Genomic DNA, 13453 nt, shown 5'->3' on the forward strand with positions numbered 1-13453 from the left:
CCATGAGTGGACTTTTTGACCTGACCGGGCGTGTGGCCCTGGTGACCGGTTCGAGCCGGGGGATCGGCAACGCCCTGGCCCGGGCCCTGGCCGGCGCCGGCGCCACCGTGGTGCTCAACGGCATCAACCCCGAGCGGCTCAAGGCCGCCGAGGCCGCGATGGCCGCGGACTACGCGCCGGGCCGGGTGCACAGCTGCGCCTTCGACGTCACCAGCGACACCGGGGCCGCCCGGGGCATCGCCTGGGTGGAGGAGAACGTCGGCCCGCTGGACATCCTGGTCAACAACGCCGGCATCCAGCACAGGGTCCCGATGCTCGAGCTCGACGTGGCCGACTGGGAACGGGTCATCTCCACGGACCTGACCAGCGCGTTCCTGGTGGGGCGGGAAGCGGCCCGGCACATGATCCCTCGGGGCCGGGGCAAGATCATCAACATCTGCTCGGTCCAGACCGACCTCGCCCGGCCCACCATCGCGCCCTACATCGCGGCGAAGGGCGGCCTGCGGAACCTGACCCGGGCCATGACCGCGGAATGGGCCGCCTCGGGCCTGCAGATCAACGGGATCGCGCCGGGCTACATCCACACCGAGATGACCCAAAACCTCGTCGACGATGAGCAGTTCAACGCCTGGATCCTGGGCCGGACCCCCGCGCACCGCTGGGGGACCGTGCAGGACCTGGCCGGACCCGCTGTGTGGCTGGCCTCCGACGGGTCCGACTTCGTCAACGGCCAGACCATCTTCATCGACGGCGGAATGACGGTGGTGGTCTGATGGGCGGCGTGGCAGCACTTCCGGCCACGGCCGCGGCGGTGGTGGCCCACGCCGCGGGCGACCTGCGGATCGAGGACATCCCCGTGCCCGCGCCGGCGCCCGGTGAAGCCGTCATCGACGTGGCCTTCGGCGGCATCTGCGGCTCCGACCTGCACTACTGGCTGCACGGTGCCGCGGGCGAATCCGTCCTCAAGGCTCCCATGGTCCTGGGCCACGAGATCGTAGGGACTGTGATCCGCGCCGCCGCTGACGGCTCCGGGCCGGGGCCCGGCACGGCCGTCGCGGTGCATCCCGCCACGCCGGGCCCGGGCGGCGCCCGGTACCCGGCGGAGCGTCCGAATCTGTCGCCGGGCTGCACGTATCTGGGCAGCGCCGCACGCTTTCCCCACACCGACGGAGCGTTCAGCCGGTATGTGAACCTGCCGGCCCGGATGCTCCGGCCGCTGCCGGCGGGGCTGGACCTGCGGACCGCGGCACTGGCGGAACCGGCCAGCGTCGCCTGGCACGCCGTGTCGCGCGCCGGCGACGTGGCGGGAAAGACGGCGCTGGTGATCGGCAGCGGTCCCATCGGTGCCCTGGCCGTGGCCGTGCTCAAACGCGCCGGCGCCGGCCGGATCGTGGCCGTGGACATGCACGAGCTGCCGCTGGAGATAGCCCGTGCTGCGGGGGCCGACGCGGTCCTCAAGGGGGACGACGCCGGGGCGATCGCCGCGGTTGAGGCGGACGTCGTCATCGAGTCCTCGGGCAGCCACCGGGGCCTGGCCTCGGCGATCACGGGCGCGGTCCGTGGCGGCAGGGTGGTGATGGTGGGGCTGCTGCCTTCGGGCCCGCAGCCGGTCCTGATCTCCCTGGCCATTACGCGCGAGTTGGAGCTGGTGGGCTCCTTCCGCTTCAATGACGAAATCGATGAGGTCATAGCGGCGCTCGCCGACGGCTCCCTGCGGGTGGACCCCGTGGTGACCCACACCTTTGGCCTGGACCGCGGACTGGAAGCGTTCGAGGTCGCCAGGAACTCGGCTGTTTCGGGGAAGGTGCTGCTGGACTTCAGGCGGGCCCCTGCGTGAGGAGCGCCGCCGTCGGGCCCGGGACGGCCAGTGGCGGGTTAGTGGCGCTCGACCGGGACAAACACCCGCGGCTGGTTCTTCCAGCTCGGCTCCATCTCCGAGATGGTCTCGCGCATGATCCGGTTCGAGGCCTCGCGGGCGGCGGCGGCATCCCCGGCGGCGATGGCCTCGGCGACCTCCACGTGCCAGCGCAGCGCCGTCTCGCGCGGGTGGTCCGGCATCAGGCCGTGGATGGTGCGGCCGGTCAGCGTCTCGGTCACCTGGCCCACCATGTTGGCGAACATCTCGTTTCCCGAGCCGGTCAGCAGCAGGGAATGAAACAGGATGTCCAGCTCGAGGAACCGGGGCACGTCCCCGGCCTGCCCGGCGTCGCGCATGGCGTGCGAGATCTCCACGAGTTCGCGGCGGAGCTCCTCGGGGGCGTTGGCCGCGGCCAGCTCGGCGGCCACCGGCTCGACGGCGGTGCGGAGTTCGGCCAGGGAGCGCAGCTGGGCGCCGCGGCCTTCGCCGGCCAGCCGCCAGCGGATCACGAGCGGGTCGAAGGGGTTCCACCGGTTCGAGGGCAGCACCCGGATGCCGACGCGTTTGATGGTCTCCACCAGGCCCAGGGACTGGAGGACCCGGACCGCCTCCCGGACCACCGAGCGGGAGACCTTGAGTTCGTCCTCAAGGTGCTCGGCAAGCATGACGTGCCCGGCCGGAAGCTCGCCGGCCACGATCCGGGTCCCGAGGTGCTCAATGGCACGGTGGTGGAGGCTGGTTGACATAGTCGTAAGCATAATGCGGTGGGCCCGGTCCGGGCCGACCGGAGGGGCGGACGCCGGTGATCATAGACTGTTTATGACGCGCAGCATTCCGCTCCGTGGGCGCGGCTTTCCCGCGGCCCGCGGAAATACATATGGTTTAAGGACAGCCACAATCCTCAAGAGTGGGTTCCGCCCTCCGCGGCGCAACCTGCCGAGTCCTAGATGAACGTCTGAGACGAATCGCCGTACACGTGGTCTACAGAAATCATCGTGTACAAAAATGAATTGGAGTTTTTGATGTCAGCACACATCGGTGTTACCGGCCTCGCGGTGATGGGGGCCAACCTCGCACGCAACCTGGCCCGGAACGGCTTCACCGTTGCCCTGCACAACCGGTCCGTGGAAAAGACAGACACCCTGCTAGCCAAGTATGGCGATGAGGGCGACTTCGTCCGCACCGAGACCCTCCAGGAACTCGTTGATTCGCTGGAGAAGCCGCGCCGCGTGCTGATCATGGTCAAGGCCGGCAAGCCGGTCGACTCCGTGATCGAGCAGCTCGAGCCGCTGCTGGAAGCGGGCGACATCATCATCGACGCCGGCAACTCGCACTACGAGGACACCCGCCGCCGCGAGGCTGCGCTGGCCAAGAAGGACCTGCACTTCGTCGGCATCGGTGTCTCCGGTGGCGAGGAGGGTGCCCTCAACGGCCCCTCAATCATGCCGGGCGGTTCCAAGGAGTCCTACGACGCCTTGGGCCCGCTGCTGGAAAAGATCGCCGCGCACGTCGACGGCCAGCCCTGCTGCGCCTGGATCGGCACCGACGGCGCCGGCCACTTCGTCAAGATGGTCCACAACGGCATCGAATACGCCGACATGCAGGTCATCGGCGAGGCCTTCGACCTCCTGCGCTCCGGCGCCGGGATCGAACCGGCCGAGCAGGCCAAGATCTTCGAAGAGTGGAACAAGGGCGACCTCGCCTCCTTCCTGATCGAAATCTCCGCCGAGGTCCTCGGCCACGTCGATGCGAAGACCGGCAAGCCGTTCGTCGACGTCGTGGTGGATGCCGCCGGCCAGAAGGGCACCGGCCGCTGGACGGTCATCTCCGCCCTTGAGCTCGGCTCCCCGACGTCGGGCATCGCCGAGTCCGTCTTCGCCCGTGCCCTGTCCTCCCAGGCCGAGCAGCGCGTGCTGGCACAGGAGCTGCTGGCCGGCGGCGAGGCCGCCGTCGAGGTCCCCGAGAGCTTTGTCGAGGACGTCCGTCAGGCGCTCTACGCCTCCAAGCTGGTCTCCTATGCCCAGGGACTGGACATGCTCACCTCCGCGGCCAAGGAATACGGCTGGGACCTGAAGCTGGATGAAATCGCCTCGCTGTGGCGCGGCGGCTGCATCATCCGTGCGGAACTGCTCAAGGAGATCACCAAGGCCTACGCCGCTGCGGAGAAGCCGGCCAACCTGCTCTTCGCCCCGGCGTTCACCAAGGCGATCGCCGAAGTCCTCCCGGCCTGGCGCCGGGTGGTGTCCACCGCGGTGCAGCTCGGCATCCCGGTGCCGGTGTTCTCCTCCTCGCTGGCCTACTACGACGGCCTGCGCCGCAAGCGCCTGCCGGCTGCCGTCATCCAGGGCCAGCGTGACCTCTTCGGGGCGCACACCTACGGCCGCGTCGATGCCGAGGGCACGTTCCACACCCTCTGGGGCGAGGACAAGTCCGAGATCGAGGCAGTCGACACCCACTGACCCAGCCCGTTCCGACGCGACGGCCGGTACTTCCAGATACGCTGGGAGGCGCCGGCCGTCCGTGTTTCCGCACCGCTCCGACCCCAGGAGTTCAGCGCCCAAGGAGTTCAACTCATGCCCCAGCCCGTAGCGTTTGTCACCGGTGCCTCCACCGGCATCGGCTTCGAAACCGCGAAAAAGCTTGCCTCGGCCGGCTTCACCGTCTATGCCGGGGCCCGCCGGGTGGAGCTGATGGAGCCGCTGAAGGCATCCGGGGTAAAGGTGGTGGCACTGGACGTGACCGATGAGGCCTCGATGAGCGCTGCCGTCGGGGACGTGCTGGCCGCGCACGGCCGGATCGACGTCCTGGTCAACAACGCCGGCTACGGGACGTACGGTTCGCTCGAGGAGGTCGAACTGGCTGAGGGCCGGCGGCAGTTCGACGTGAACGTCTTCGGCCTGGCGCGCATGACGCAGCTCGTGATCCCCGCCATGCGGGCCGCCCGTGCGGGCAGGATCATTAACATCTCATCGATCGGCGGCAAGATGTACGAGCCGCTGGGCGCCTGGTACCACGCGACCAAGTTCGCCGTGGAGGGCCTGAGCGATTCGCTGCGGCTCGAGCTCAAACCGCACGGTATTTATGTGGCCGTCATCGAGCCGGCCGGGACGCAGTCCGAGTGGGGCGCCATTGCGGCGCAGGGGCTGCTGGCCAGCTCCGGAAACGGCCCATATGCGGCCCAGGCCAAGGTGGTGGCGGCGGCGCTGGGCACCACGGACAACCCCGCAACGTCGTCGCGGCCCGAGCTCGCGGCCGAGGCGATCCTGCATGCAGCGACCGCCCGGCGGCCCAGGACCCGCTACCCGGTGGGTGCCAGCGCCCGCGGGATCCTGCTGCTGCGCCACCTGCTGCCGGACCGGGCGTTCGACGCCGTCCTGTGGAACATCTACAAGCGGTTCCCGGGTAGGGCTGCCTAGATACCGGTTCAGCCGGGAGTCGGTCGGGAGCCGGTCCAGAGCCCGGTCTAGATCCGGTATTCGATCAGGTACTCGGCCGGGTCGACGGCGGGCTTGGTCTCGCGCTGCGCGTCGCGGTGCCGCCAGGTGGCCGGCACGCCGGTGACGATTGATTCGGCCGGAGCGTCTTTGACCACCACGGCGTTGGCGCCGACGGCGCTGTCCCGGCCGATGGTGATGGGGCCCAGGATCTTGGCGCCCGCGCCGATCACCACACGGTCCTCGATGGTGGGGTGGCGTTTGATCTTGGCGAGCGAGCGGCCGCCGAGGGTCACGCCGTGGTAGATCATGACGTCCTCGCCGATCTCGGCCGTCTCGCCGATGACCACACCCATGCCGTGGTCGATGAAGAAGCGCCGGCCGATCGTCGCGCCGGGGTGGATCTCGATGCCGGTCAGGAACCGGGCGAGCTGGGAGATCAGCCGCGCCGGGAACCGCAGCGCCGGGTTTTGCCACAGCCGGTGCGTCAGGCGGTGGAACCAGATCGCGTGCAGGCCGGAATAGGCGAAGAAGTTCTCAAAAGAACCTCGAGCCGCCGGGTCGTGGGACCGGGCGGCGTCGAGGTCTTCCTTCAGTCTTGCGAAGAAGCTCACAAAGACCTTTCTGGGCAATCGTGGGTCAGCGGACTTAGCCGCGGATGTCGTCGTACAGCACGGTGGAGATGTAGCGCTCACCAAAGTCGCAAACCACAGCAACAATGAGTTTACCGGCGTTCTCCGGACGCTTGGCGAGCTCCAGGGCCGCCCAGACGATGGCGCCGGAGGAGATGCCGCCCAGGATGCCTTCCTTGATGCCGAGTTCGCGCGCCACCCGGACGGAATCTTCCAGCGTGGCGTCGATGACCTCGTCATAGACGTTGGTGTCCAGGATGTCGGGGACGAAGTTCGCGCCGAGGCCCTGGATCTTGTGCGGGCCCGGGGCGCCGCCGTTGAGGATGGGGGAGTCCTTCGGCTCGACGGCCACGATCTGGACCTCCGGCTTGCGTTCCTTCAGGACCTGTCCGACGCCGGTGACGGTGCCGCCGGTGCCGACGCCGGCGACGAAGATGTCCACCTTGCCGTTGGTGTCGGCCCAGACTTCCTCGGCCGTCGTGCGGCGGTGGATCTCCGGGTTGGCCTCATTGGCGAACTGCTGGGCCCAGATGGAGTTCTCCGTGTTGGCCACGATCTCCTGGGCTTTCTCCACGGCGCCGCGCATGCCCTCGGAACCGGGGGTCAGGACAATCTCGGCGCCGTACGCGCGCAGCATGACCCGGCGCTCGGTGGACATGGTTTCCGGCATGGTCAGGATGACCTTGTAGCCGCGGGCCGCGCCCACCATGGCCAGCGCGATTCCGGTGTTGCCGGACGTGCCTTCGACGATGGTGCCGCCGGGCTTGAGTGCACCGGACTTCTCGGCAGCGTCAACGATCGCGACGCCGATCCGGTCCTTGACGCTGTTGGCCGGGTTGTAGAACTCCAGCTTGACGGCCACGGTGGCGTCAAGGCCTTCGGTCAGCCGGTTCAGACGGACCAGCGGAGTTCCGCCTACCAGCTGGGTTACATCGTCATAGATCGGTGCCATGTATGTATGCCTGTCTTTGAAGAGGGTTGACTGAGGTCAGCCTAACGAGCGCCTACAGGCCCTAGCTAAGCATTAAGCCATGCAGAGTAATATTTCCTCGCCTTGGCCAGCTTGGGGTTAATGATGACCTGGCAGTAGCCCTGCTCCGGGTATTTGGCGAAGTAGTCCTGGTGGATTTCCTCGGCCACATGGAACTGGGGCAGCCGGCTGACCTCGGTGACGATCGGGTGCCGCCACAGGGCCTGGTTCCGCTCGATCGCCTCCTCGAACAGGATCTTTTCCTCGGTGGTCTCGTAGAACATCGAGGAACGGTACTGGGTTCCGACGTCGTAGCCCTGCCGGTTCAGCGTGGTGGGGTCGTGGAGGGCGAAGAACATGTCCAGGATGACCTCGGCGGGAATGACGTCCTCGTCGAACGTCACTGCCACCACCTCGGCGTGGCCTGTGGTCCCGGAACACACAGAGTAGTAGTCGGGGCTGCGGTCATGGCCTCCGGTGTAGCCCGACACGACCGAGCTGACGCCCTTGGTTTTCTGGTAGACGGCGTCGAGGCACCAGAAGCAGCCTCCGCCGAGGACAAAAGTTCTCATGATCTCTTCAATGGTTCGAGGGCTCCGATGATTCCCCACCCACCTTACGAGAGTGTTACGAGTGACCGGGCCGCCCGCGGATAGGGTAAAAATGGGGGTATGGAACCTGTGAACACCGATGTTTCAGCGGAATCCGACCGCCCTGCTGCCGCCGTCGACGCCGGTGCCGGCCCCGGGGAGGACACCGGCGCCGCGACGCTGGGCCTGATCCAGCTGGCGGTGGAGGAGCTCTGGCCCGAATCCCTGGCCGAGGACTGGGACGAGGTGGGTCTGGTGGCCGGCCACCCGAACGCCGAGGTGCGCCGGGTCATGTTCGCGGTCGATCCGACAATTGACGTGATCGAGGAAGCGATCGACTTCGGTGCCGAGCTGCTCATCACGCACCATCCGCTGCTGCTCAAGGGCGTGACGTCCGTGGCCGCGAATACGGCCAAGGGCAAGGCCGTGCACCGCCTCATCGAGTCCGGGACCGCGCTGCTGACCGTGCACACCAACGGTGACTCCGCCGTCGGGGGCGTTTCCGACGTCCTGGCCGAAGCGCTGGGCCTGCAGAACGTGGCCCCGCTGACGCCGGCCGCGAACGGGCTCCCCGAGGAGGGCATCGGCCGCGTCGGTGACCTCGACGAGGTCCTGACGCTGGGTGATTTCGCGGCCCGCGTGTACGGCATCCTGCCCTCGGTGGCCGGCGGCGTGCGTGTCTCGGGGGACCGGGACGGGCTGATCCGGCGGGTGGCTGTCTGCGGCGGCGCCGGCGATTCCCTCTTCGGCGAGGTGCGGGCGAGCAACGCGGACGTCTACGTCACGGCGGACCTGCGGCACCACCCGGCATCGGAAGCCCGGGAGGCGGCGGTCAACGACCGGCCGTACCTGATCGACGTTTCCCACTTCGCCAGCGAATGGCTGTGGCTGCCTGCGGCCGCCGAAGCGCTGGGCAATGTGCTCACCGACCAGGGCCACGACGTCGAGATCCGGGTCAGCACAACCAACAGCGACCCGTGGGACTTCATTCTGACTCCGGGCTAAGCCTGGCGTGCGAGGGGCCCCGGGTGAGCGTAGCGAGGCCGGGGAGTACGCTAGGCGCTAGAGTCTAAGGAGCGCCGGGACGGTGCCCGGCTTCGGCCGGATTGGATTTAGCGGAGGTAAATAGTGGCCAAGGCAGCACCGGCGGAACAGTTGAAGTTGCTCGAATTGCAGGGACTCGATGCCAAGCTCAAGTCCTTGTCCAACCGCCGGCGAAGCCTTGAAAGCGATTCCCGCATCACGGACCTGGAAGCCGCCCTCAGCGTGGCCAACGGTGAGCTCGGTGCCGCGAAGGTGGCCGTCCACGATGCTGAACTGGAGCTCAAACGCTCAGAGGCCGACGTCGAGCAGGTCGCCTCCCGGATCGAACGCGACGAGGCCAGGCTCAACAGCGGCACGGGGCTGTCCAAGGACCTCGTCGCCCTGCAGCGGGACCTCGTCTCCCTGAACAAGCGCCGCTCGGACCTCGAGGACGTGGAGCTCGAAGTCCTCGAACGGCTCGACTCGCTCCGCGCCCGCCAGGCGGCCCAGCAGCAGATTGTGAACGACATCCAGGGCTCCTTCGGCTCCATCCGTGCCGAGCTGGACGAGCAGCTGGCCGAGATCGCCGCCGAAGCCACGGTGGTGCGCGGGCAGCGTGCCGAGTTCGCCGCCGGACTCGACGCCGGAATGCTCGCCGTCTACGAGAAGACCCTGGCCAAGCGTGGCGTCGGCGCTGCCCGGCTCTTCCACGGCACCTCGGAAGGCTCCGGCATGCACCTGAGCCCGGGCGACCTGGCCGAGATCAAGGCCGCGGCCGAGGACGACATCGTGTTCTGCCCGGACTCCGGCTGCATCCTGGTGCGCTCGTCCGAGTGGGCCTAAGCACCCGCCTGCACGTCAGTTCGGCAGGATGATGTTCAGGGTGTGCGGCTTCCGGGCAGTGCCCTCAACCAGTTCGGCAACCCACTTCTCCGCCGCCGCCTTCTGCAGCTGTGCGGGGGTTTGGGGCGCCTTGCCCCGGCGGCTGAGCAAATGCCGCGCCAGTTCGCCCCGTGTGTGCTTGGCAAAGTGGCTGACCACCTTGCGCACGCCGGCGGTCTCGGTGAAGACGTTCACGGCCACCGTCTGTTCCGGCGGGGGAGTCCAGGCCGCGGCGTAGGTGCTGGACCGGCAATCCACTAACAGCTCACCCGTAGTGGCCGCCGCCAGGGCGTCGTTCAGTTGCGGCTTCCAGAATGAGGCGAGCCGTCCGACGTCGGGCAGCGAAGTCCCCATCGACAGCCGGTAGGCGGGCACACGGTCGGCGAAGCGGATGGCGCCCCACAGGGCGGAGACCACCAGCACCGATTCGTCGGCCTTCCTCCGCTGCGCCGGGGTCAGCGAGTTGTAGCCGAGGGCGTCAAAGAGCACCCCGGAATACACCTGGTGGGCCGGGGCGGCAGGTTCCGCGTGCAGCCGCGTATTGCGTTCGACGTCGGCGCTCAGGGAAGCGCCGACGCCCAGCAGCGCCAGCGCGTCCTCGTGGGCGCTGACGGTGCCGAGCGCCTCCAGGACCTTGGCGCGGCAGCTGTTGAGGGCGGGAAAGCTCAAGGCGCCCCAGTCGGCGGCGTCCCCGCGCACAGCGGGAGTCTTGCCCTCGGAGGGCGGCAACAGAATTAGCACCGTACGATCCTACCGGCGGCGCGTGCCGTGGGTTCCGCGATAATTAGGTCTGGCGGTCGGGGCTACGCGGCCTTGATCGGTGGTGCCGGCGTCGTTGTCGGTGCCTCTGGCGTCGCCGTCGCCGTCATCGCCGTCTTGGCCACATGGTCCTCGCGTGCCAGGAAAGCGGCCAGTTCGGCGATGGTGCTCATCAGGGGCGCCGGGAAGACGACGGTTGAGTTCTTGTCCACCCCGATCTCCACAAGGGACTGAAGATTCCGCAACTGCAGGGCGACCGGGTGGGCCATCATCGTGTCAGATGCCGCGCCGAGCGCCACGGCGGCGATCGCCTCTCCTTCGGCCGAAATGATCTTGGCCCGCTTCTCCCTCTCGGCCTCCGCCTGCCGGGCCATCGCCCGCTTCATGCTCTCCGGGAGCTGGATGTCCTTGAGCTCGACGAGCGTCACTTCGACACCCCATTCCAGGGTCATCGCGTCCAGGATTATCCGAATGTCGCTGTTGATGCGCTCAGTCTCCGACAGCGTCTGGTCCAGGCTGTGGCGGCCGACCACTTTCCGCAGGGTGGTCTGGGCGATCTGGTTGATGGCCGCGGCCACGTCTTCGATCGCCACGACGGACTTCACGGAGTCGATCACCCGGTAGTACGCCACTGCCGAGATATCGACGCTGACGTTGTCCTGGGTGATGATGCCCTGTGACTGGATCGGCATTGTCACGATCCGCAGGCTCACAAGCTGAAGCCGGTCCACCACCGGGATGATGAACCGCAGGCCGGGCATCCGTACCGCGACCACCCGGCCCAGGCGGAACAGGACGCCCTGTTCGTACTGGCGCACAATCTTGATCGACATCTTGGCGAGAATAGCCACCAGGACGATGGCCAACAGCCAGATGATGATGGCGGTCCAGTTCATCGGAATCACTCTTCCTTGACTAGCAGAAACCCTGCTTAAATTCTCCCACCGGCAGCCCCGAAAGGCCGCGGTGCGGCTGTGCCGGCCGGGAGAACGTAGAATGGACGGCGGATGGGTTGACCAGGCGGCCGCGCGTCACGCAAGTGGCTCGAGGAACGTCCGGGCTCCGCAGAGCAGGGTGGTGGGTAACGCCCACTCGGGGTAACCCGCAGGCCAGTGCCACAGAGAACAGACCGCCTGCATGCGGCGTGTGCGTGCACAGGCCACAGGGCAGGTAAGGGTGAAACGGTGGTGTAAGAGACCACCAGCTTCCCGGGTGACCGGGAAGGCTAGGTAAACCCCACCCGGAGCAAGGCCAGACAGGACACGTTTGAGGGCTGCTCGCCCGAGTGTTCGGGTAGGCCGCTGGAGGGCGTCGGCAACGGCGTCCGTAGATGGATGGCCGCTACTCTCGCGCCGGCAACAGCGCGGGAACACAGAACCCGGCGTATCGGTCAACCCATCCACCCACTTGGCCCCGTCCGTTCCGCCGTGTGCCGCCTACCGGCGGCTGTGCACGCCAGCCCCGGATGCTTGACATCATGGCCGCGGAACTAACACACTTCAATCAACGCTTCAAGGAGCGGTAGCTTCGGCGATGGTTGAGGAGTCATAGTGCCGGACGATGCTGAGTACGACTATGTGATCGCCGGGGGTGGTACCGGCGGCAGCGTTCTGGCTGGCAGATTGAGTGAAGACCCCTCAGTCCGTGTGCTTCTGCTCGAGGCGGGCAGGTCCGACCGCCATCCCTTCATCCATATGCCCGCGGGCTTCCCGAGATTGAAGGGAGGACCGTACCAGTGGGCGTATAGCAGTGTTCCGCAAAAGCACAGCAACGGCCGGAGCATCCCACTCCCTCAAGGCCGCGGGCTTGGCGGCGGCGGGTCCATCAACTCCCAGGTCTTCACCCGGGGCGTGGCTGGGGACTACGACGGGTGGGCCGGGGACTATGGATGTGAGGGCTGGTCCGCTGCCGAGGTGTCCAAGTATTTCATTCGCTCGGAGTCAAACACCAGGCTCTCAGGACCCCACCATGGAACCACAGGGCCGCTCGGCGTCTCTGACCTCCGGCGTCCGCACACGCTCTCGGCGGCATTCGTTCAGGCGGGCCAGGAGTTCGGGCTGCCCTACAACAGCGATTTTAATGGGGCGAAGCAGCTCGGCGTTGGCTTCTACCAGACCACCACCAGGAATGGGCGCCGGTGCAGCGCAGCCGTCGCCTATCTGAAACCCGCGCGCAGGCGGCCCAATCTCACTGTCCGCGTCAACGTGACCGTCTCCAAGGTGGTCATCAAGAATGGCCGCGCCGTCGGCATCCAGGCGATTGAAGGCGGAGTCGCGCGAACCTACGGTGCCCGGCGCGAGGTGCTGATCACCAGCGGCGCGTTTGGCTCGCCCAAGTTGCTGCAGCTTTCAGGCATCGGCGACCCGGCAGACCTTGCTGCCGCCGGCATCGACGTGGTCCACGCCCTGCCCGGGGTAGGGAAGAACCTGCAGGACCACCTCGACCTGGACATCATCTACGAACTCACCGATGACCACAGTCTGGACCGGTTCAATCGGGTGCGCCCGGCGACAGTATTGGCGGGCCTCGAGTATCTGGCCTTCCGCTCGGGACCGTTCGCGTCCAACCTCGTCGAGGCCGGTGGCTTCAGCTACGCCAACACGGATGAGAAGACCCCGGACCTGCAGTTCCACTTCCTGCCCGCGGCGAGGTCGGAGCCGGGCATTGCGTCGCTGCGGCCCGGATTCGGGGCGACGCTCAACTCGTACTTCCTGCGCCCCCGCAGCCGGGGGACAGTTCGCGTCGCGTCCTCAGATCCCACAATGACACCGCTCATCGATCCGAATTTCCTGGCGGATGAGTACGATCTGGAGATGACGATCGCCGGGGTGCAGCAGAGCCGGCAGATCATGGAGCAGTCATCGATGGCGGCGTTCATCCAGAAGGAGCACATCGGCGACGGCTCCCGGGTGGCAACCCGCGACGAGTACGTGAATTTCGTGCGCTCCTACGGGCGGACCTCGTACCACCCGGTCGGCACTTGCGCCATGGGTACCACCGACGATTCCGTTGTCTCCCCGCGGCTCAAGGTCCACGGGCTGGAGGGATTGCGGGTCGTTGACTCCTCGATCATGCCCCGGCTGGTCAGTGCCAACACCCAGGCACCCACCATCATGATCGCGGAAAAGGCCGTCGACATGATCCTTGAGGACGCGGCGGGGCTGACGCCCGGCGCGGATGGTTTTGCCGACTTCGACGTGGCCCCGGACAGTGTGTGAGTCAATTCACGCGCAACAGGCACCCGACCCTGCCTGGCCGCCCGTAGAATTGATGGTGAACGTAGAAGTTCTGCCGCCGGGTCTGCG

Annotated in this window: 13 protein-coding genes and 1 other RNA gene; 8 read left to right on the forward strand and 6 right to left on the reverse strand. The window is 67.3% G+C overall.

The window, feature by feature from the left end; all coding sequences use genetic code 11:
- Nucleotides 1-2 precede the first annotated feature (2 nt).
- Together AC1DDH_RS00070 and AC1DDH_RS00075 are read left to right on the forward strand one after the other, a co-directional pair.
- Nucleotides 3-773 (forward strand): SDR family oxidoreductase, encoded by a 771-nt coding sequence (locus AC1DDH_RS00070; protein ID WP_476954575.1) that lies wholly within the window; start codon nt 3-5, stop codon nt 771-773.
- On the forward strand, nt 773-1837 hold the full coding sequence (locus AC1DDH_RS00075; RefSeq protein ID WP_476954576.1) for an L-idonate 5-dehydrogenase: 1065 nt from the start codon (nt 773-775) through the stop codon (nt 1835-1837). Before AC1DDH_RS00070 ends, AC1DDH_RS00075 begins: the two co-directional genes overlap by 1 nt.
- A 38-nt stretch (nt 1838-1875) precedes the next feature.
- On the opposite strand, the gene AC1DDH_RS00080 is transcribed toward AC1DDH_RS00075, so the two are convergent.
- Entirely contained in the window at nt 1876-2604 is a 729-nt protein-coding gene (locus AC1DDH_RS00080) for a FadR/GntR family transcriptional regulator (protein WP_028277812.1), read from the reverse strand.
- Between the two features lie 276 nt (nt 2605-2880).
- Between AC1DDH_RS00080 and gndA the strand changes: the two genes are divergently transcribed.
- Together gndA and AC1DDH_RS00090 are read left to right on the forward strand one after the other, a co-directional pair.
- Nucleotides 2881-4317: an NADP-dependent phosphogluconate dehydrogenase gene (gene gndA, locus AC1DDH_RS00085; protein ID WP_018773415.1), complete on the forward strand. Its 1437-nt coding sequence runs from the start codon at nt 2881-2883 to the stop codon at nt 4315-4317.
- A gap of 114 nt (nt 4318-4431) precedes the next feature.
- On the forward strand, nt 4432-5274 hold the full coding sequence (locus AC1DDH_RS00090; protein WP_476954577.1) for an oxidoreductase: 843 nt from the start codon (nt 4432-4434) through the stop codon (nt 5272-5274).
- 47 nt (nt 5275-5321) lie between these two features.
- On the opposite strand, the gene epsC is transcribed toward AC1DDH_RS00090, so the two are convergent.
- The 3 genes from epsC to msrA all read right to left on the reverse strand — a co-directional run bounded on the left by epsC (nt 5322) and on the right by msrA (nt 7466).
- Nucleotides 5322-5906, reverse strand: a complete 585-nt coding sequence (epsC, locus tag AC1DDH_RS00095; RefSeq protein ID WP_018773413.1) for a serine O-acetyltransferase EpsC — start codon at nt 5904-5906, stop codon at nt 5322-5324.
- 34 nt (nt 5907-5940) lie between these two features.
- Nucleotides 5941-6876, reverse strand: a complete 936-nt coding sequence (gene cysK, locus AC1DDH_RS00100; RefSeq protein ID WP_476873708.1) for a cysteine synthase A — start codon at nt 6874-6876, stop codon at nt 5941-5943.
- Nucleotides 6877-6941: 65 nt separating this feature from the next.
- Entirely contained in the window at nt 6942-7466 is a 525-nt protein-coding gene (msrA, locus tag AC1DDH_RS00105) for a peptide-methionine (S)-S-oxide reductase MsrA (RefSeq protein ID WP_476848984.1), read from the reverse strand.
- 99 nt (nt 7467-7565) lie between these two features.
- Here msrA and AC1DDH_RS00110 point away from each other — a divergent pair, with 99 nt between their 5' ends.
- Together AC1DDH_RS00110 and AC1DDH_RS00115 are read left to right on the forward strand one after the other, a co-directional pair.
- The gene (locus AC1DDH_RS00110) at nt 7566-8489 is read left to right on the forward strand and encodes a Nif3-like dinuclear metal center hexameric protein (protein WP_476954578.1); all 924 of its coding nucleotides are present in this window, start codon (nt 7566-7568) and stop codon (nt 8487-8489) included.
- A 123-nt stretch (nt 8490-8612) separates the two neighbouring features.
- The gene (locus AC1DDH_RS00115) at nt 8613-9350 is read left to right on the forward strand and encodes a zinc ribbon domain-containing protein (RefSeq protein WP_476954579.1); all 738 of its coding nucleotides are present in this window, start codon (nt 8613-8615) and stop codon (nt 9348-9350) included.
- 15 nt (nt 9351-9365) lie between these two features.
- On the opposite strand, the gene AC1DDH_RS00120 is transcribed toward AC1DDH_RS00115, so the two are convergent.
- The gene (locus tag AC1DDH_RS00120; protein WP_476954580.1) at nt 9366-10130 is read right to left on the reverse strand and encodes a YaaA family protein; all 765 of its coding nucleotides are present in this window, start codon (nt 10128-10130) and stop codon (nt 9366-9368) included.
- 62 nt (nt 10131-10192) lie between these two features.
- Nucleotides 10193-11044: a slipin family protein gene (locus tag AC1DDH_RS00125; protein WP_223917477.1), complete on the reverse strand. Its 852-nt coding sequence runs from the start codon at nt 11042-11044 to the stop codon at nt 10193-10195.
- 112 nt (nt 11045-11156) lie between these two features.
- Between AC1DDH_RS00125 and rnpB the strand changes: the two genes are divergently transcribed.
- Nucleotides 11157-11550: RNase P RNA component class A (gene rnpB, locus AC1DDH_RS00130), an RNA gene on the forward strand.
- A 175-nt stretch (nt 11551-11725) separates the two neighbouring features.
- The gene (locus tag AC1DDH_RS00135; RefSeq protein WP_476954753.1) at nt 11726-13366 is read left to right on the forward strand and encodes a GMC family oxidoreductase; all 1641 of its coding nucleotides are present in this window, start codon (nt 11726-11728) and stop codon (nt 13364-13366) included.
- The last annotated feature ends 87 nt before the right edge of the window (nt 13367-13453 follow it).

This window comes from Arthrobacter sp. 10T425, assembly GCF_056393985.1.